17 protein-coding genes are annotated in these 18642 nt (G+C 66.9%); 1 reads left to right on the forward strand and 16 read right to left on the reverse strand.

Features of this window, described 5'->3' with window-relative positions:
- Positions 1 to 21 precede the first annotated feature (21 nt).
- The 15 genes from corA to WG208_RS12010 all read right to left on the reverse strand — a co-directional run bounded on the left by corA (position 22) and on the right by WG208_RS12010 (position 16049).
- The gene (corA, locus tag WG208_RS11940) at positions 22 to 1041 is read right to left on the reverse strand and encodes a magnesium/cobalt transporter CorA (RefSeq protein ID WP_337171591.1); all 1020 of its coding nucleotides are present in this window, start codon (positions 1039 to 1041) and stop codon (positions 22 to 24) included.
- Positions 1038 to 1991 (reverse strand): histone deacetylase, encoded by a 954-nt coding sequence (locus WG208_RS11945; protein WP_337171592.1) that lies wholly within the window; start codon positions 1989 to 1991, stop codon positions 1038 to 1040. The genes corA and WG208_RS11945 overlap by 4 nt, the downstream gene beginning before the upstream one ends.
- Before the next feature lie 64 nt (positions 1992 to 2055).
- Complete coding sequence (locus WG208_RS11950) at positions 2056 to 3471, reverse strand: hypothetical protein (protein WP_337171593.1); 1416 nt, start codon at positions 3469 to 3471, stop codon at positions 2056 to 2058.
- A complete protein-coding gene (locus tag WG208_RS11955) occupies positions 3455 to 4087 on the reverse strand; it encodes a DUF4159 domain-containing protein (RefSeq protein ID WP_337171594.1) in 633 nt (210 codons plus the stop codon). The genes WG208_RS11950 and WG208_RS11955 overlap by 17 nt, the downstream gene beginning before the upstream one ends.
- Positions 4084 to 6189: a hypothetical protein gene (locus tag WG208_RS11960; RefSeq protein ID WP_337171595.1), complete on the reverse strand. Its 2106-nt coding sequence runs from the start codon at positions 6187 to 6189 to the stop codon at positions 4084 to 4086. Before WG208_RS11960 ends, WG208_RS11955 begins: the two co-directional genes overlap by 4 nt.
- Positions 6189 to 7553 carry a hypothetical protein gene (locus tag WG208_RS11965; protein WP_337171596.1) on the reverse strand — a complete coding sequence of 455 codons (1365 nt, stop codon included), beginning with the start codon at positions 7551 to 7553 and terminating at the stop codon, positions 6189 to 6191. The genes WG208_RS11960 and WG208_RS11965 overlap by 1 nt, the downstream gene beginning before the upstream one ends.
- The gene (locus tag WG208_RS11970) at positions 7547 to 8524 is read right to left on the reverse strand and encodes a DUF58 domain-containing protein (protein ID WP_337171597.1); all 978 of its coding nucleotides are present in this window, start codon (positions 8522 to 8524) and stop codon (positions 7547 to 7549) included. The genes WG208_RS11965 and WG208_RS11970 overlap by 7 nt, the downstream gene beginning before the upstream one ends.
- Before the next feature lie 22 nt (positions 8525 to 8546).
- The gene (locus WG208_RS11975; RefSeq protein ID WP_337171598.1) at positions 8547 to 9566 is read right to left on the reverse strand and encodes a MoxR family ATPase; all 1020 of its coding nucleotides are present in this window, start codon (positions 9564 to 9566) and stop codon (positions 8547 to 8549) included.
- Entirely contained in the window at positions 9563 to 9916 is a 354-nt protein-coding gene (locus WG208_RS11980) for a hypothetical protein (protein WP_337171599.1), read from the reverse strand. Before WG208_RS11980 ends, WG208_RS11975 begins: the two co-directional genes overlap by 4 nt.
- Entirely contained in the window at positions 9913 to 10287 is a 375-nt protein-coding gene (locus tag WG208_RS11985; RefSeq protein ID WP_337171600.1) for a hypothetical protein, read from the reverse strand. The genes WG208_RS11980 and WG208_RS11985 overlap by 4 nt, the downstream gene beginning before the upstream one ends.
- A gap of 53 nt (positions 10288 to 10340) precedes the next feature.
- The gene (locus tag WG208_RS11990) at positions 10341 to 11627 is read right to left on the reverse strand and encodes a GAF domain-containing protein (RefSeq protein WP_337171601.1); all 1287 of its coding nucleotides are present in this window, start codon (positions 11625 to 11627) and stop codon (positions 10341 to 10343) included.
- A 45-nt stretch (positions 11628 to 11672) separates the two neighbouring features.
- The gene (locus WG208_RS11995; protein WP_337171602.1) at positions 11673 to 13013 is read right to left on the reverse strand and encodes a glycine--tRNA ligase; all 1341 of its coding nucleotides are present in this window, start codon (positions 13011 to 13013) and stop codon (positions 11673 to 11675) included.
- Positions 13014 to 13063: 50 nt separating this feature from the next.
- Positions 13064 to 14098: a YpdA family putative bacillithiol disulfide reductase gene (locus WG208_RS12000; RefSeq protein ID WP_337171603.1), complete on the reverse strand. Its 1035-nt coding sequence runs from the start codon at positions 14096 to 14098 to the stop codon at positions 13064 to 13066.
- Between the two features lies 1 nt (position 14099).
- Entirely contained in the window at positions 14100 to 15395 is a 1296-nt protein-coding gene (locus WG208_RS12005; protein ID WP_337171604.1) for an adenylosuccinate synthase, read from the reverse strand.
- Positions 15396 to 15530: 135 nt separating this feature from the next.
- Positions 15531 to 16049, reverse strand: a complete 519-nt coding sequence (locus WG208_RS12010; protein WP_337171605.1) for a DUF456 domain-containing protein — start codon at positions 16047 to 16049, stop codon at positions 15531 to 15533.
- 289 nt (positions 16050 to 16338) lie between these two features.
- On the opposite strand from WG208_RS12010, the gene WG208_RS12015 reads away from it, so the two are divergent.
- The gene (locus tag WG208_RS12015) at positions 16339 to 17451 is read left to right on the forward strand and encodes an HDOD domain-containing protein (RefSeq protein ID WP_337171606.1); all 1113 of its coding nucleotides are present in this window, start codon (positions 16339 to 16341) and stop codon (positions 17449 to 17451) included.
- 149 nt (positions 17452 to 17600) lie between these two features.
- Here the strand turns inward: WG208_RS12015 and WG208_RS12020 are convergent, their stop codons facing one another.
- The gene (locus tag WG208_RS12020; RefSeq protein WP_337171607.1) at positions 17601 to 18506 is read right to left on the reverse strand and encodes a dihydrodipicolinate synthase family protein; all 906 of its coding nucleotides are present in this window, start codon (positions 18504 to 18506) and stop codon (positions 17601 to 17603) included.
- Positions 18507 to 18642 lie beyond the last annotated feature (136 nt).

The raw sequence follows: 18642 nt of genomic DNA on the forward strand, positions 1-18642 counted from the left end.
TCGGACGCAGGGACATGAGGCTCACAGCCAACGCCGCCGCCGGAGATAATACAGCAGCAGCAGCCCGAGCCCCAACTGGACCACGAGCAGCACCCAGAAGCCGTGAGGCCACGCGGACATCGGAATCTGGGAGAAATTCATCCCCCACATGCCGCTCACGACCACGAACGGCAACGACATCGTGGCCACCACCGACAGCGCCTTGGTGGTGGTGCCCAGGCGATTGGACACCTGCGTGAGATACGAATCCATCGTACTGCTCAACAATTCCCGATAGGTGTCGAGCGCATCGTTGATGCGCAGCACGTGATCGTAGATGTCCCGGAAATAGATCTGCACTTCCGGTGTCAGCAGCGTGCTTGGCCGATTGGTGAGCACGTTCATGACTTCGCGCGACGGCTGCAGATAGCGCCGCAGTGACAGCACCAGTCGTTTCACCTGGAAGAGATCGCGTAACGCCGTTTCGTCGAAATCGACGAAGACCCGTTCTTCGAGGCCGTCGATGAACGCGTCCACCGACTCCAGAATGGGGAAGTAGGCGTCGATGGTGTCATCCAGCACGGAATGCAACACACGCTCCACCCCACGCGACAGCAGATCCGGCGTGCGCCTTACCACATCGGAGATGCGGTCGATCGAATCCATCGGCCCGGCGTGCACGGTCACGAGATAAGTGGATCCCAGAAAACAGTAGAGATCCTTCGTCTCGAGATCGTAGGGGTCGTCCGTGCCATGCGCGAGCGACACCCCCCGGATGATGATGAACAGGAACCCTTCGTACTCCTCCAGCTTGACACGCGAGTTGGGATTGAGCGTGTCCTCGACGGCGAGCGGGTGGAAGTGGAACACCTTCTCCAGCAGGGCGTGCTGGGAACGCACGGTGGAGTCGATGTCCACCCAGAGCGCCCCGCCGGCGGCCAGCAACTGCGAGACTTCACGCGGATGGCAATCCACCACATCGTCGCCCGTGCGTGACCGATAGACGATACGCGGCTGCGGATCGGGCCGGTGAGGGTCGGACGTCGGAACGATACGTGTCACAGCAGCGCCTCCACATGCACCATCACGGCCTGCGCCACCGCGTCCGGCGCGTATCCTCCCTCCAGCGCACTGACCAGGCGTCCGCCACACCAGGACTGCGCCCGGTGCACCATCTCCCGCGTGAGTGCCTGCACATCGTCGAGGGTGAGGGTGAACGCGCCCAGTGGATCCCCTTCGAGGCAATCGAAGCCGGCGCTGATCAGCACCAGATCGGGTGTGAAATCTTCCGTGGCCTGATCGACGGCCTGCAGCAGCGCCTCGGCGTAACGCGCCGCGGGCAGCGAAGGCGGCATGGGGACGTTCCACACCGTTCCCAGCGGGCCGCGATCATCGGCGGCGCCGGTACCGGGATACCACGGCCACTGATGCATCGACACGAAGTGGATGCGCGATTCGTGTTCCACCAGCGCCTGCGTGCCGTTGCCATGGTGCACATCCCAATCCACGATCAGCACCCGCTCGCAGGCATGCCGCGCGAGAGCATAGTGCGCGGCGATCGCCACATTGCCGAAGAGACAGAATCCCATGGCCCGGTCCCGCAGCGCATGATGCCCCGGCGGTCGTACCGCGGAGAAACTGCGCACCGCGCGCCCGTCGAACGCCATGTCCACGCCATCCAGCACACACCCCGCGCCGGCCGTGGCGGCATCCCATGATCCCTCGCTGACCACGGTATCGGGATCGAGCCGCCCGCCACCGGACTCCGCAATCACGCGCACCCGCTCGATGTAGGCGGCATCATGGGCGAGCGCCAGCTCTTCGGCCGTGGCATGTCGTCCTTCGACGTGCAGCAGCCGCTCGAAGAGTGCCTGACGTTCGCGCAACGCGCGCGGAATGGCGCGCAGACGTCCGACGTGCTCCGGATGCTCCCACCCGGTGTCGTGCCGTCCACAATCGGAATGCGAGATCAGTGCAACGGTCGCCATGTCCTTCGCCATATCCCTCGGCATGTCCTGGTGATCCGTCATCGATGTCCGGCGACCGGGTGAGACGGGTCGCGGAGGAACCGCGATATCATCGCAGCCCGCGAAGACGCCGTGATGCCCATTCCCCCAGCAGACACAACGCCGCCAATCCAAACAGTACCGCCGGCACCGGCAGTCGGAAACCTCGGGATGTGTCGGACGTCGAGACGCGCGCCGGCAATGCGGTCAACGGCTGGCCGGCCATGGCCACCAGATCGGCATAGGGCGCGACATCGCCGGGCCAGACCGCACGTGGCGTCCGGACCGATGGCCCATCCGGCAATACGAGAGCGATCAATCCGCTCCACCACCGACGATGTTCATCGATGCCATCGTCGGTCCCCTCCATGCGCCAGCGCCAGAGCTGGCGATAGCCCGACGCCACCACCCGGCCGGCACCAATGCGGCGACCGGCCACGATCACTTCATCGTGACCATGGGACCCGGCGTCGCGCAGCAACACTTCGGCGTCGAGCGGCACACCCAGTTCCCACGCTTCGAGGCCCCGGCGCGGTGTCGGTGTGAGCAACGCACCGGCCGTGGCATTCCGCACCATGAAGGCGCGCGCCGGACCATGTGCCGCGAGCTCGGGAATGCGCAGGGCATCTCCCGAAAGCACGAGGCCGCCCCCCTGCCTCACGAAGCGGAGCAGAGCGGGCGCATCGACGGTCATGCTGTCGAGGATCACCACCGCCGCATACCGTGCCGTATCGAGCCGTTGCGGAGTTCCCACCGTGACGGCGCCCGTGGGCGAGGTGCGCAGTGTGCCGTCCACCGGCCATCCCAGTTCTTCCAGCGCCGCAATGGTGAACTTGCTCTCCCAGCCCGGCAGCGCCACGACCAGCAGACGCTTGGGCGGCGCCGCGGCGGCCACCGTGTCCAGGGCCTCGGCATTGCCACTCGACGCACGCACCGGTGCCGTCAGTGCCGCCACGCGCCACGCCTGCAGCCGCGGCGAATGGGCGGACGCACGGGCATCGGTGGAAAGCGAATCGAGCAGTCCACCGGCATCACGTAGACTCAATGTCGATGACGCCCCAGGCGACGGCACGGGCACACTCACCCGGATATCGAATCCCGCCCCCGGCGCGGCGTCATGGGTGATCGACAGCGCGAGACCGGCGGCGCCCGTGCTGTCCACCCATCGCACCGGTATTCCCGCGTGCGCCATGACACCGAGCGCCGCGCGTGTCGCGGCCCGGGGCACTGTGGTCAGTGGCATCACGAGCGTATCCGGCGACGATGCCGCCCGGCGCACTTCACGGACGACGGGCGCCAGCGAAGAATCGGCCAGTCGCATCACCCGTGATCCGGCCGTGCGTGGGGTGTCCCGATGCGCCGTCCACGACAGCCACGCGCCCGCGATGAGTGCCACGAGTGCGCCCACACGGCACACGGCTTCGAGCATCGACCGATGCGTGGCCGCGGGGGCCGGCGTCTCGCGATGGTCAGCGCGTGAGGGCATACACCACCAGATTCACCGCGAATTTCGTATTGTCGATGGACAGAAAACGCTTGTTGTCGGGGTGGAAGCTCCACTCCGAACTGTAGTCCTTGTTGGAGTACAGCACACTGATCCGTCCATCACGCAGCACGGCGTCGAGATGTTCGTGGACGAGGTTGTCGCCCCACCCGTTCATCTCGTGCGAGGTGGTCGGCGGTCCGTTGTCGAACACGAAGAAGCAGCGATACAGTTCGTGCGTATTGGGCAGCGGCGCCAGCGGGCCGGCCACACGACGGATCTCCTCGCGCACGGTCTTGTGAAAGGCGCCGTCGACATCGTGGTTGTGATCGTCCACGAACAGCAGACCACCACGCGCCAGGTAACGCTCGAGGACGTTCGCCTCGCGTGTGGTGAAGCGCACCGGCAGATGCCCGGTCAGATAGAGCAGCGGGTACTGGAACGTGGCTTCCGAAGCGAGCGGCACGATCACCCCCTGCGGCCTCACCGGCAGCGAGGTGTAGCGGGCCACCGAGTCGATGACATTGGCCGGTACGAGCGGGGCCGAGTCCCAGTCACCACTGTCGTATTGCGCGGTGGCGAAGACGAACGGCTCGATGATGTTCGACCGGTCCGTCACGGTGGCAACGTCCTCGACCAGCGGCCCACTGGTGCCCGCTCGACGTTGCCCAGGGCCCGCCGGGCATCCACCAGCAGCGGCGTGACATCACCACCCTTCTCCAGTCCATCCAGCACGCGTCCCAGCGCGGTCGCGAATACCGGCGCATCGCTCAGGGCTTCCGCACGCAGCAGCGCCACGGAATCGCGGGCAGCCGTGCGCTGTTCGGGTGCGGCTCCGTATTGCGCCAGCAGTTGCGCGATGCGCACGAGGCGGGCATCACGCTCCATCCCGCGACGCGGCAGGGCGTCGCGTGAGGAACGGTTGGCCACCAGGCCCGTGTCTTTCCCCACGAGACGGATCTTGTCGATATCGAGGATCACCTGGGGCGGACGGCCGCGCAGATATATCCGCGACGCCGCACGCGATCGTTCGATGGCTTCGAGCGCCAGCCGCATGGGAGGAATGGCCCCGTGCGGGTCGCCCTGCTCCAGGGCCCGTCCAGCATCCCACATCGCGTTGTACGCTTCGAGCAACGGCTGATTGATCGCGACGATCGGTGAATCGTTGCCTTCTTCCAGCATGCCGCTCGTGCTGGAGTTGTTCAATGCGAGTTTGCCGTCCTGCAGGTCCACCCCATGATCGTGCCCGTCACCAGGTGAGTGCGCATGTTCGCCACTCGATTCACCGGACAGGCGTTGAAAGATCACGTCTCCGACAGCCTGCCGCAGGCGCGACTGGTCGCGCGCCAATCGCTGCGATTCACGAACGACATCGGCACGCGCCATCCCGCGCTGCTGCCGATCGAGTTTCTCGGTCAGCAGAAGCAACATGCGCTGGGACAGCAGTGATTTGTCGACATCGGGCGGCGGGGCGGGTTCCACTGCCACCGAGTCGTATTCGGCGGGTCGGGCGATGCGGAAGCTGCGGGTTTCACTGCTGCCCAGATCGCGCGACGGAGACGGATGCCCATCGCGGGCCACCGCACGCAGATGCACGACATCACCCGGCACCAGCTTCAGCGCACCGATATCGAGCGTGGCGGTGAAGGACGCCTGACGCTGATGCGCGCCCTGGGGCCAGGTTCGCTCGCCCACGGTCAGCGTACGCACGGTGAACCGCTCGCCTTCTCCCGAACTGACGATGAGTTCGAACCAGGCGCGTGCGAGTCCGATGTCGTCGCGTGCGGCCGCGGTCAGCGGCAGCACACCCCGCGCTTCGCGGAAGACACTGTCACGGGCCGGCGCCTGCAACATCACCGAGGGAATGGTGTCGGCATGCCCTTCGATCACGAGCAACCGGGTGCGTCCACCGCGCGTGAGACGCACGGTGGTGGGCGCACTCTCGGCGTTGGCGCGCACACTCCACCCTCCGTCTGCCGCACGAGCGGGCAGAGACTGGCCCGTGAGCGAATCCACACGCGCACTCAGCGCTTCGGGAACCGGACCATCGCCACGCAGTTCCACCACGCTGCCGGTCAGCGCCGACACCGAGGCCACATCGCCGAACGTCCGCGTACCACCGCCGGCGTAGGCGGGTGGTGTCACCTGCACCGTCCATGCGCCAAGAGGAGCCGTGGTTCCACTGTCGGGCGATGTCCCACCAAACAGCCCACCCCGGCCAGCACGATCGCTGCGGCCTTCACCGCGTGGCAGCCACACCGACATGAGCAGCAACAACATACTGGCCCCGACGAACCCCACCGGCCCACGCCATTGCTGCCATCGCATCCGCTGCAGCGCTTCACCGATCGACACACGCTGCACGATCTGCTCGGACGCACGATGGAGTGCGGTGCCTTCGAGGTCGATGCCGCCCGCCTGTTCGGCCTGCTCCACCAGCGTCACCAGGGCGAATGTGGGGGCGGTGGGCTGCCGTTCTTCGATCCACAACGCGGCCGTGGGTCCCGATGGTGTGCGACGCGGACGCATGAGCATCCATGTCAGACCGCCAAGCAGCACACCCACGACGATCGCCGCGAATGGAGAGCCCGTTGCCGCCACCAGGCGCGTGACGATCGCCCCGCTGAGTCCCGCGCCCAGGGCCAGCAGCATCGCCCGTCCCTGCGCCATCCACACGAGACTCCGGCGCACCTGCTCGACACTTGCGAGAAGCTCACGCATCACGCCGAGCCCTCACCACGTCGCAGATACTGCTCTCCCAGCAACAGGCCCACGGCCGCCAGCAGCAGCACGGGTGTCAGCCACCAGGGATCGCTCTGCAGGGACGTTGCCTGACCGACACGAAACGGACGGGCATCGACGAGATCGCCGATGCTGTCTTTCAGGGCATGCGTGGACAGCATTGCCGATCCGCAGGGTGCCGTGAGGGCATTCCGCACGCTCGCAGCGGCGGCGCCCAGCAAGAGATCACTGCCATCGGCGACCGGCAGATACACATCGCGTTCGCATCCGTGTGCGCCGGAACGCTCCACGGCGGCAACTCCACCATCGGCCCACCAGAGTATCGCCCGCGCCGTGGAGTCGGTCGTTCCTGAGGAATCACCGATCCATCGATAGGCACGCACGAATGGCGCCACCAACGCAATCTCCTGCGCGACCACGGCACCGACGCTGTCGGGCTGCGACAGCCGCTGCCACCCTGACGGCGCACCGTCTCTGGGCCAGTGTACCGTGACGGTGGAAACATTCGCGAGCGTATCGGCCGGCAACGCTCCACGCGATGGTTCCGGCAACGACACCCGTCCCGAGTCGCGCAGAATGATCACCGGCTGCGCGGCACCGAATCCAAACGCCGCGGTCACCGGGTCATCTCCGTGCGAAGACTGCACGGACACCATCACGCGTGAAGGCGACGCACGCCGTGACACACTGTCGAGAGGGCTTTCGGCTTCACGTGGCGTATCACGCTCCGTGGCCTGAACGACTCGGACGTGCCCGGGCCATTCCGCCCGCCACGCCTCCCATCCACGCAGGGACTGCACAGTGGGAGGCACCACCACCGTGAGTCCGATTTGTTCGAGTGCCGGATCGTTCCGCACCAGGCGTGCCGCTTCGCGTTGTGCGGCCACCAGTGCGACGCCCGGATCGGTGGTGAGCCCATCGACCCACACCGCCTGTAGCCTGGGCATCGCGCGGGACGTCTCCGCCGCGCGTGCGGGGCGGCCTTCGCCATCATCGGCACGATCGTCGGCATACGCCGCCCGTGTCCACCACCCAGCGGAATCGGCGCGCATGGTGGCATCGGCCACGATGAGCTGCACGGTGCGTGGACCGAGGGCATGACACCGCGCGCCCGCGAGCGCGGCACCGGCCAGCAACAGCGCGGCCACCCGCAACACCAGCAACCACAGATCGTTCGGCCGTGGTCGTCTGGCCACGGCCCGGGCATCACCCGCCGTCACGAATCGCGCGGTGGGCAACCACAACACCGGCGGCTGTCGCACCGACAGGAGATGCAGCAGACCAATCCCGATCGCCGCGGCCACCGCCGCGCCCATCACCCAGGGCAAGGCAAAACTCAGCACGATCCCGTTCCCACCACCACCGCGCGCACCGCACGCGCGGGATCGTCGGTGGTGACAATCTGCGTGTACCCCGCCCCGATGGCCCGCCATTCCTGACGCACCTGCTCGCGGAACGCCGTGAAGGCCCGCACATAGTCGTCGCGTGCCCGCGCCGCCAGCACGACGCCCGGTGTTGCCGACTCTCCACGGGTTTGCGCTCCCGTCTCCGGATCTCGCACGAGGTGGGCGCCGGCCGGCAGATCCAGTTCCTCGGCGGCCACGATGTGCACACACTCGAACTGGGCACCGGCCGCCGCGAGCGCCGACGCCGTGCGCATCAGAGCCTCGCGATCACCCAGACAATCGGTGAGACACACGATGCGCGAATTCGGAGACAGCGCGGCAATGTACGGCGTGAGTTCGTCCACACCACCGCAGGTCACTCCATCGAGCATGCGGGCGATTTCCTGGACCGTGCCGCGACGCGTGCGGGGCGGCAAACGTGAGACGCCGGACGCGCCGGTGGCCAGCAACCCCACGGGATCGCTCGACGCATGCACGACGGCCGCCAGCCCCGTCGCCACCGCACGGACCATCTGCCATTTGCTGCGTGGACCCGACTGCCCCGCCGACCCTTCAGCGGGAAACGCCATGCTCGCACTGGCATCCACCACGATCCAGGTGGTCAGCAGCGCCCGGTCGTCACTGAGTTTGATGAACGCCCGATCACTGCGACCGAGCAGCTTCCAGTCGAGCGCACGAGGATCGTCACCCTGTCGATAAAGGCGATACTCCGTGAACTCGCCCGCGGTGCCGCGTTGCGACGAACGATGCGTGCCGGGCGGTGCGGCACCCACGGCACGCCGGGCGGGCCAGCGGAGACCGCGCACGGCATCAAGCAACACACCGTATCCGTGCGATCCCCCTGTCATGCCCTGCATGGGCATACCCTGCACTGGCGTGCCTTCGTCCGAAGCGTCCTTCGCTGCCATCGTCGCGATCCGTGCGGCCGACTCAGAGTGCGGTGGCACTCGTGGGTGCGGGCACGTGCGCGAGCAGGGCTTCGATGATCGGTTCCGCCGAAATGCCGTCAGCTTCAGCGGCGAAGTTGGGCAGGATCCGATGACGCAACACCGGCATGGCCACGCGCCGGATATCGGCCGGCGAAACGGCCGGACGCCCCGCCAGCAACGCCGAGGCCTTCGCACCCAGGATGAGCGCCTGTCCGGCCCGGGGGCCTGCTCCCCAGCGCACATACCGCGACACGATGGCCGGAATATTCGCTTCCTGCGGACGCGTGGCCCGCACCAGACGCGTGGCGTATTGCAGCAGCAGATCGCTGCACGGCAGCGCCCGCACCGCGCGCTGCAGCGCCAAGGCGTCGTCGGCGGTGAACACCGGCGTGATGGCCGCGCCGCGCGCACCCGTGGTGGCCCGCAGAATGCCCACTTCGTCGGCCTCCGTGGGATATCCCACGCGAATATCGAAGAGGAACCGATCGAGCTGCGCTTCCGGCAGTGGATACGTGCCTTCCTGCTCGATGGGGTTCTGCGTGGCGAGCACGAAGAACGGCTCCGGCAGGCGCATGGTCTGGCCTGCCGCCGTCACGCTGTGCTCCTGCATGGCTTCGAGCAGCGCCGCCTGCGTGCGTGGCGGCGCACGGTTGATCTCGTCGGCCAGCACGATGTTCGCGAACACCGGTCCGCGCACGAAACGGAACGCGCGACTGCCGCCACCACTTTCTTCGAGAATCTCCGTACCGGTGATGTCGCTGGGCACGAGATCGGGTGTGAACTGAATGCGACGGAAATCCAGCGCCATCGCATCGGCGAGCGAACGGATCATGAGCGTCTTCGCGAGACCGGGCACGCCCACCAGCAGCGCATGTCCACCGGCCACGAGCGCCATGAGGATCTCATCCACCACCGTATCCTGCCCCACCACCCGCTTGCCGATCTCGGCGCGCAAACGCTGCACCGATGCCACGAGCGCTCCGACGTCGGCGGCCGGCGTAGTCACGGTAGCCGTACTCATCGCAGCGGACGCCGACGACGCGACGTGACGAGCAGGGTGGACGCGGGCAGCACACCGGCCTGTTGCACGGTGATGCCTTCATTCACGATTTCGGCGCCGCGCAACTTCACCAGGTATTGCTCGTGATGCGCGACATCGGGCAGCAGCAGCGCCATCGCGGCCTGCTTCACTGCCCGCACCGACGTATCTGGCGTGCACTCCACACGCACCGCATCCCAGGCTTCCGCCGCCTGCACGCGCACCATCCACGTGACACCGGCTCCGCCGGGTGCCAGCGTCACGATTTCCGGGCGCACCCGCAGCGTATTGGGAAAGCCTGTCTTCGCCGCGCTCACCGCCAGTTCGCTCATGCGGCACTCCCCGCGGCCGGCGTTCCGGCGTCCGGCACATCGGAAGCGTCCGGAGTGGCTGCCGGCGCCACGGGCGCGGCCGGCGGCAGCGACGACAGGAAACGCGCGAGCTGCTGGTCGAAGAGATAGGTCGAACCGCTCACCAGCGTTCCGGCCTCGGTGATCCGCGCGCCGAGAGCGATCTCTTCACCGCCCTGTCCACGCAACACGAGGTACGAAGGGCCCTGCTTCTCCACGAAGGCCGTGTAGATACCGCCCTGTTGCTGGAAGAAACGCGCCGCCGACGCGAGCACGTCCGCGATATCGAGAGAGGTCAGTTGCTCCTGCAACTGACGCGATGATTGCTGATGCATGGGGGGCGACTGAGACATGACGTGCTGCGTCCACGAATGCCAAGGACTGAAATGCGTGGGTCCCGCGATCGTCAGGACGGATCGGAGAGCACCGGGAACACCACCGTGATCGACTGCGCGCCGGCGGGAGCGTCGCGCCCATCATCGAGACGGAGATCACCGCCAAGCTGCGACACCAATGCCTGCACCAACGGGAGGTCGGCGGCGGTGACCGACTGGCGCACGGCAGAGTACGGATCGTGCGTCTCCCAGGAGAACGCCTCACCACACAATTGAAGTATACGCGAAGGGCCCTGCGGAGGTTGGTCCTGTCCGGGCAGGATCCGACGTCCGTCCCACTCCACCACGAGGGACAGTGTGCCCGGTCCCGATCCGATCGCCACCCGTACCTCGCCCTGCTCGACCGCGGCGCCGAGCAGGCCGATGCCCAGCACCAGCTCCAGCACACGCTGGACCGCTCCGGTCCGCGTGCGCAGCGTGGGCAACAGCACCGTGGGTTCGGTCACGCGTACGGCAATGAGCGGCGTGATACGCCGCCAGTGCGCGACCGCCATCTGCATGGCCTCACGGAGATCGACGTCCTGCAGATCGGACGCGCCCGCGACCATCGCCGGATCGGTCACGGCCGTGAACTCCCGTGCCACGAGCGCCAGCGATCGCACCGATGCCAGACGCTGTGTGGCATGTGCCTCCACGGGCTCCTCGGTGGAGACCGTGAGATTCAGCAAGGCATCCACGACGATGCGTTCGATCTGGCGACGCTGAAAATCCGCCGCGCTCCAGGCCACCGCCTGGGCTTCGAGTTCCGCGTTGGCCTCGGCCAGCGCCGCGTTGGCGCGCCGGAATGCATCCACGCGCCGTGCCTTGTCGGTCGCCGCCGCGAGCTGATCGGCCACGAGCCGCACGAGCGCCCGTTGTTCATCGCTGATGCTCGTGGCATCGGCAAAGTAGAACGCCACCGCTCCGATGGGGCCGTCCGGTGTCTCCAACGGTGCGGCGATGATGGAGCGGAATCCGAGTTCGTGCGCCACCTCGTGCCAGCCACCCAGCGCCGCATCGGCGAAGAGGTCTTCCACCTCCACCAGCCGACGCTCGGCCACCGCCAGCCCCGACGGACCATCCCCCACGCGCACTCGCAATGCCCCGATCCAGGCCCGGTGCGCCGCGGGCCATTCGTGCTGCGCCACGGGCCGCAGCAGTTCGCCATCGGCGCCGAGCTGCATGACCATCGAGAACGAAGCCCCCAGCAACGGGGTGACGCGCGACAGGGCAAACTGCTGCACGTCACTCGGATGATCAGCCACCAGAAAGGCGTGCGCGATCTCGCGCACGGCCAGCAGTTCGCGTCCGTCGGTCATGCCACGGAATGACGGCGAAATGACAGGGGAAAGCGGAGCGTGCGCTCAGCCCACCAGCTTCGCGGCCAGATATCCCTTGAGCTGCGAGACGTCGACACGGTCCTGCGCCAGCGAATCACGATCGCGCACCGTCACGGTCTGATCGGCCGTGCTCTGACCGTCCACGGTGATGCAGAACGGCGTGCCCACTTCGTCCTGACGGCGATAGCGCTTGCCGATGGATCCCGTTTCGTCGTAGTCCACGGTGAAGGCGTTGCGCAGATCGTCGAGAATGCGATGCGCCATGTCGGGCTGCCCGTCCTTTTTGGTGAGCGGGAACACGGCGGCCTTGATGGGGGCAATGGACGGCTTGAAGCCCATCACCACGCGGCCTTCCTCCTCGCCTTCCACCTGCTCTTCGCGATACGCGTTCACCATCGCCGCCAGCGTCACCCGATCGGCGCCCACCGACGTCTCGATCACGTACGGCACGTACCGGCGGTTGTTGGGCTGATCGAAGTACTCGAGCTTCTTCCCCGAGTACTGCTGGTGCTGCGTGAGATCGAAATCGGAGCGGTTGTGGATGCCTTCGATTTCCTGATGTCCGAGCGTGCCGCCAAAATCGAACGTCACGTCGAATGCCGCGCGCGCATAGTGCGCCAGTTCGGTCGCGTCGTGCTGATGGAACGCCAGGCGGTCCGGCGACAGGCCGAGATCGAAGTGCCACTGCATGCGCAGCGCCTTCCACGTCTCGAACCACTCCATGTCCGTGCCCGGCTCGACGAAGAACTGCATCTCCATCTGCTCGAACTCACGCGTGCGGAAGATGAAGTTGCCCGGCGTGATCTCGTTGCGGAACGCCTTGCCGATCTGCGCGATGCCGAACGGGATCTTCTGCCGGGCGCTCTGCTGCACGTTGAGGAAGTTCACGAAGATGCCCTGCGCCGTTTCCGGACGCAGATACACGACACTCGCCGTGTCCTCCATCGCGCCCATGAACGTCTTGAACATCAGATTGAACTGCCGCGGCTCGGTGAGCGTGCCCTTGCTGCCGCAATTGGGGCACACGTTCGCCTCGAGTTTCTTCGGGTCCATCTTGTCGGCGCGGAAGCGGGCCTTGCACTGCTTGCAGTCCACCAGCGGATCGGTGAATCCGGCCACGTGTCCCGACGCTTCCCAGGTGCGCGGATGCATGAGGATCGCGGCATCGAGTCCCTCGATGTCGTCGCGCGCGCGCACCATCGCATTCCACCAGCGATCCTTGATGTTCTTCTTGAGCTCCACGCCCAATGGACCGTAATCCCACACCGACCCCGTCCCGCCGTAGATCTCGGACGACTGGAAGATGAAGCCACGTCGTTTGGAGAGCGACACGAGCTTGTCCATCACATCGGGGTAGCCGGACATTGGCGAAACGGTCTGGGGTGGAGGTACGTGAGCGGTCGGCGCAACAACGATCAGCGCAGCAGGTGGGCCACGATCGCGTCGCCGTGATCGCGCCCGTTCTCGATGAAAATGCGGTTCGCTTCGTTGCCCGAGGCGATCACTCCCGCAAGGTAGACACCCGCAAGGGGCGTCGCCATCGTCAGTGGATCGTGCGCCGGGATCCCCGTCGCGGGATCGATCGGCACACCGGTCTGTTCCAGCAGGCCGGTCTCGGGCAGGAAGCCGGTCATGGTGTACACCTGCGTGGCCGGGATCCGGGCCGTGCCTTCGGGGCTCTCCACCACGACCGCGTCGGGCTCGATGGCCACGACCCGCGAGGAGAACCGCGCCGCGATGGCCCCCTCGCGAATGCGGGCCTCGATGTCGGGACGCACCCAGGGCTTCACGTTGCTGCCCAGCGCCTCCCCCGTGTGCACCAGCGTGACATGGGCCCCCGCCCGGTACATGTCGAGCGCGGCGTCCACCGCCGAATTGGCGCCGCCGACCACCACCACGGGCTCACGCCACGCCGCATGGCCTTCCACGTATCCATGACGCACATGCGGCAGCGACTCGCCGGGCACTCCCAGACGATTGGGACGCCCGAAGTAACCGGTGGCGATCGCCACGGCATGCGCGGCCGTCTCGTGCACGGCTCCGACGCGGGTGACCGACCGGACCAGCCAGCGGGCGGGCCGCTCGGGCTCCGCCTGCGTCGAAGGGGTACCTGGCCGCGGATCGACCCGCACCGGACGGAGTGACTCCACGGTTTCGAACTGCCATACGTCCAGGTCGTACACGTCGGCCACCCCGCGGTAGTACGCCAACGCATCCCGGCGCGTGGGCTTCTCCGTGGCCACGATGAACGGCACCCCGCCGATGGACAGCCGTTCGGCGGTGGAGAAGAACGTCATGTACGTGGGGTAACTCGACAACCCGTTGACGATGCAGCCGCGGTCGAAGACCACCGCGCGCAGCCCCGCACGCCGGGCCGCGATGGCCACCGCCAGCCCGCAGGGGCCGGCCCCGACGATGGCCAGATCGACGACCTCCGGGGCGGCCTCCAACTCAGGCCACCGCCGCGTGCACGCCGATGATCTGATCGCGACGCGTGCCCACGCTCACAAACGCAATGGGCGTCTCGCACAACGACTCGAGCCGGTCGAGATACACGCGCGCCTCGGACGGCAGATCGGCCAGCGAGCGGGCGTCCTGCGTGGACTGCTTCCACCCCGGGAACCACTCGTACACCGGCTCGGCCTTCTCGAGCAGCGAGAGATCCGCCGGGAACTCGGTGTAGATGTCGTCTCCCACCTTGTAACCCGTGCAGACCGCCAGCTGGTCGAGCGTATCCAGCACATCGAGCTTGGTGATCGCCAGACCGGTCAGGCCATTCACCCGCGCGGCGTAGCGCACGACGACACCATCGAACCAGCCGCAGCGCCGTGGACGTCCTGTCGTGGCGCCGAATTCATGACCGAGCTGACGGACATGACTCTGCAGCGGTTCTTCGAGTTCCGTGGGAAGTGGGCCGTTGCCCACACGCGTCGTGTACGCCTTCACCACGCCGAGCGCCGACTGGAGCGCCATGGGAGAAATGCCCACCCCGGTAGCCGCGCCACCGACCGTGGTATTGCTGGACGTCACGAAGGGATACGTGCCGTGATCCACGTCCAGCAACGAACCCTGCGCGCCTTCCAGCAGGATCGCCGCGCCGTTGCGGATGGCGCGATGCACGCAGAGTCCCACGTCCTCTGCGAGTCCCAGGAGGCGGGGCGCGAGAGCTTCGAGCGTGGCCATGGTATCGTCCACCGACGCCCGCACCTCGGACCCCGAACGCTCGAGCTGCGCATTGGCGCGTTCCACACCGGCCGTCACCAGCTCGCGCAGACGTTCACCGTTGCGGAGATCGAGTACGCGCACACCACGGCGCGCCACCTTGTCTTCGTACGCGGGGCCAATGCCACGACCGGTCGTGCCGATGGCCTTGCTCGCCGCGCTCGCCTTGTCCACGAGCTTGTGGTACGGCATGACCAGATGGGCACGCTCGCTCACGTACAGACGGCCTTCCACATCCACGCCATCGGCGACCAGCTCGTCGACTTCCGTGAACAGCGTTTCAGGGTCCATCACCACGCCATTGCCGATCGCGCAGCGTACGCCCGGGTGCAGGATGCCACTCGGGATCTGGTGGAGAACGAAGGACTTGTCCCCGATATGGACCGTATGGCCGGCATTGGCGCCGCCCTGGTAGCGCACCACCCAATCCGCGCGCTCGGCCAGCACGTCCACCAGCTTCCCCTTCCCCTCATCACCCCACTGGGCTCCCACCACCACGACGGTGCGGGTCGTCGAATCGAACATGCGAGCGGTCTCCGGCGGCCTGGCAGCCGCACACAAAAAAACGCCCCGCGGACAGCCCGCGAGGCGTTGATGAAATCTAGCCCGGGAGAGCGCCGAAGCAATCGGCGCGCGATGGAAAAACGCCCCGTCGGGCGCTCAGCCAGTGCCCGAGAGACGCCCCACCAGCGCCGCCCCGAGCACCCAGACGATCATCGCCACGCCGAAGGCCACTTTGGTGGCGGCGGCCACCACGCGCCCGATCAGGGCCCCCGTGGCCACCCGCACGGGCGCGCCGCGCTCGTCACGCGCCACCGTGAGCTCCGCCACGAACGCCCCCGCAAAGGCGCCGGCAAACGCTCCCAGCATCGAACCGATGACGGGCAGCGGCACACCGATCACCGCCCCCACGATACCGCCGAGGATCGCGCCCCAGCCGGCGCGGCGCGATCCGCCGTATTTCCGCGCATACCGGCCGGATATGGTGAACTCGAGGACCTCGGCCGCCACCACCATCGCCGCCAGGACGGCAAACGTGAACAACCCGATGCTGCCGGCAGGGACTGCCACCCAGTAGACGAGCACGGCCCCCAGCATCAGCCACAGACCGGGAAGCCCAAGCGGCACGAGCAGCAGCCCCAGCAGGAGCGCCAGAAACAGCAGGATCAGAGCGGGCATGAGAGAAACTACGCGGCAGGGGGCATGGGGGTTTTACCGGGGGTGTTTGGAGGGTGTTTGGGTGGCGTTTTGAGTGGTGGGTTTGGGGTTCGGGGTGGAACAGCCGGGTACTGCGTCCCGCGACACGGGACTCGTGTCCTGAAGCCCGGCTGGTCCTCCCCAAACTCACGACCCCAATCCCCATAACCGCATGGGATATTCATTCGTACGGCTCACGAACACAAACGTGACGGAAGCCGAGGTCCTCGCGTCTGCCATGCGATTGCAGGTTTCATCACTTCCACGATCGATGAGGATCGCGATGGCATTCGGTTGGTTGAGTCGTCTCGTCAAGCAGGAACACGCCCCGTCGGCTGATTCCCATGCGCGTGTCACCGTTGACGTTGCGATGGCAGATGTGGCGCAGCCTGCGTCCGGGACCGCTGAATCCGCGGCCCATGCCGATGGCATCGCATCGATTCCGTTCATCGATGCCGCCGACCTCGCATCACCGGCGGTGGCGCCCGATGCGCCGCCCCCGACGCCGGTCGATCAGCTCATCGCGGAACTCGCGGCACGTCACGCCGCGCATCAGGACGCGTGCGGATCCCCGGATGCGGCGGCGGTACTCGATCTCCTCTCGGGCAGCTCGGATACCATCATCCGCCAGTTGCCCGCGGCGGCGCGGGCCAGTCTCGCGCTCTGCGACGACCCGTCCATCACCCGACGTCAGTTCGCCGAGAAGCTCGCATCGGATCCGGCCTTGGTGCAGGGCGTGCTTCGTACGGCCAACAGCGCGGCTTTCGGCGCCGGCAAGGAACCGGTGATCAGCATCGAGCCCGCACTGGATCGCATCGGCATCGGCGGTGCGCGCGCCCTCATCTTCGCCAATGCGGTCGACGGAACGCTCAGCCGCCCCGGCGGTGAATTCAACGAGATGGCGGCGGACGTCTGGAATCACATGGTGCGCACGGCGCCCATCGCGCGCGCGCTGGCACCGCTCTTCGGTGTCGACCCCGACGAAGCCTTCTCCATCGCGCTGCTGCACGATGTAGGCAAGCTCGTGATCTTCGACCGTATCTCGGTACTGCGCGCCAGCAAACGACGCGATGTGCAGCTCACCGCGGGTTGTGTGCACGATCTGCTCGACATTCTGCACGAGCCGTTGGGTGCCAGTGCGCTGGAGGCCTGGGGCATGGGCGAACGTTCGGCGCGCGCCATCGGTGCCCATCATCGTCGCACGAACGACGGCGCACCCAACCCGCTTGCCGAAGTGGTGTTCGTGGCCGAGTTGAGCGACCACGCCGCGCGCCGCGGCATTCCGCTCGATCTGCAGCGGGTGTGGTTCGATGCGCACATCACCGTGGACTTTGCGCGTCTCGTGCCGGTGCTGCACGGTTTTTCGGTGCCTTTTGTGTATTGAGGGGCACCCGCGTCATATAGGCCCACGGTTGCGAGCGGTGGGTTTGGAGTTTGGGGAGGACCAGCCGGGTTTCGGGACACGAGTCCCGGGACCCGTTACCCGGTCGTTCACCTCCAAACCCCAAACCCAGAACTCCAAACGCCCCCCGCTCAGATCAATCCCGCCGTCTCCAGTCTGGCTCTGACGATGGCCAGTTCGTCGCCATTCACGGGGAGCAGCGGACTGCGCGGCGGTCCGCCGTCGAGTCCAACCAGTGTCATGGCGGCCTTGATGCCGGCGGGGCCGAACGCTCCGCCGATATCGGTGGCGAGAGGCATCAGCCGCGCCTGCAACTCGCCGGCCGCCTGGGTATCGCCGGCGCGGAAGAGATCGACCATGCGACGCACGGTCGGACCGGCAAACAATCCGATGGCGAGAATCGCGCCCGCTGCACCGGCCGCGAGCGCAGGCACCACCGTGCTCCCGCTGCCGGTCAACACCCGGAATGTGTCGCTCTGCGCTTCGAGGTATTGCGCGAGCACGGACAGATTGCCGGCACTGTCTTTCATGCCGATGACATTGGGATGCCGGGCCATCTCGTGCACGAGCGCGGGACTGAGCACCAGGTGGGCATACGCCGGCATGTTGTACAACATCACCGGCAACGGACTCGCATCGGCCACCGCCTGAAAATGCGCGAGCAGCGCGGCGTCGGTCATGCGCTTGAGGAAGTAGTGCGGCGAGATGACCAGCACCGCGTCGGCACCAGCCCGTTGGGCATCGTGCGCGCGTGCAATGGTCTGTCGCGTGCTCTCACTGCCGACGCCGGCCAGCAGCCATCGGTCCGAGGGTATGCGCTCCCGGGCCAGCGCCAGCAACTGACGACGGTCATCGTCGTCGAGCAGCGCGGACTCTCCGCTCGAACCCGCCACCAGGATGCCATCCATCCCGAAGGCGAGGTGGGCATCGAGATTGCGCTGAAACCCGGCACCGTCGAGCGCGCCGCTCGCGGTGAAGGTCGAGACGGCGGGCACCATGAGACCGCCCAGCCGGGCGACGGTGAGTGAAGAGGGCATGCTGAAACTTAGTTCCGGGTTTCGGGGGCGTGGGTTTGGGGTGGAACCGCCGGGCAACGGGTCCCGCGACCCGTGACTCGCGTCCCACAACCCGGCTGTTCACCTCCAAACTCAAGACTCTGAACCCGAAAACCCC

It is taken from the genome of Gemmatimonas aurantiaca, assembly GCF_037190085.1.
GTDB classification, from domain to species: domain Bacteria; phylum Gemmatimonadota; class Gemmatimonadetes; order Gemmatimonadales; family Gemmatimonadaceae; genus Gemmatimonas; species Gemmatimonas aurantiaca_A.

Excerpts from the sequence above, each read along its gene's own strand:
- WG208_RS11945 (WP_337171592.1), bottom strand. The coding sequence starts at position 1,991 with ATGCCGAGGGATATGGCGAAGGACATGGCGACCGTTGCACTGATCTCG.
- WG208_RS11950 (WP_337171593.1), bottom strand. The coding sequence starts at position 3,471 with ATGCCCTCACGCGCTGACCATCGCGAGACGCCGGCCCCCGCGGCCACG.
- WG208_RS11960 (WP_337171595.1), bottom strand. The coding sequence starts at position 6,189 with ATGCGTGAGCTTCTCGCAAGTGTCGAGCAGGTGCGCCGGAGTCTCGTG.
- WG208_RS11970 (WP_337171597.1), bottom strand. The coding sequence starts at position 8,524 with ATGGCAGCGAAGGACGCTTCGGACGAAGGCACGCCAGTGCAGGGTATG.
- WG208_RS11975 (WP_337171598.1), bottom strand. The coding sequence starts at position 9,566 with ATGAGTACGGCTACCGTGACTACGCCGGCCGCCGACGTCGGAGCGCTC.
- WG208_RS11980 (WP_337171599.1), bottom strand. The coding sequence starts at position 9,916 with ATGAGCGAACTGGCGGTGAGCGCGGCGAAGACAGGCTTTCCCAATACG.
- WG208_RS11985 (WP_337171600.1), bottom strand. The coding sequence starts at position 10,287 with ATGTCTCAGTCGCCCCCCATGCATCAGCAATCATCGCGTCAGTTGCAG.
- WG208_RS11990 (WP_337171601.1), bottom strand. The coding sequence starts at position 11,627 with ATGACCGACGGACGCGAACTGCTGGCCGTGCGCGAGATCGCGCACGCC.
- WG208_RS11995 (WP_337171602.1), bottom strand. The coding sequence starts at position 13,013 with ATGTCCGGCTACCCCGATGTGATGGACAAGCTCGTGTCGCTCTCCAAA.
- WG208_RS12005 (WP_337171604.1), bottom strand. The coding sequence starts at position 15,395 with ATGTTCGATTCGACGACCCGCACCGTCGTGGTGGTGGGAGCCCAGTGG.
- WG208_RS12010 (WP_337171605.1), bottom strand. The coding sequence starts at position 16,049 with ATGCCCGCTCTGATCCTGCTGTTTCTGGCGCTCCTGCTGGGGCTGCTG.
- WG208_RS12015 (WP_337171606.1), top strand. The coding sequence starts at position 16,339 with ATGAGGATCGCGATGGCATTCGGTTGGTTGAGTCGTCTCGTCAAGCAG.
- WG208_RS12020 (WP_337171607.1), bottom strand. The coding sequence starts at position 18,506 with ATGCCCTCTTCACTCACCGTCGCCCGGCTGGGCGGTCTCATGGTGCCC.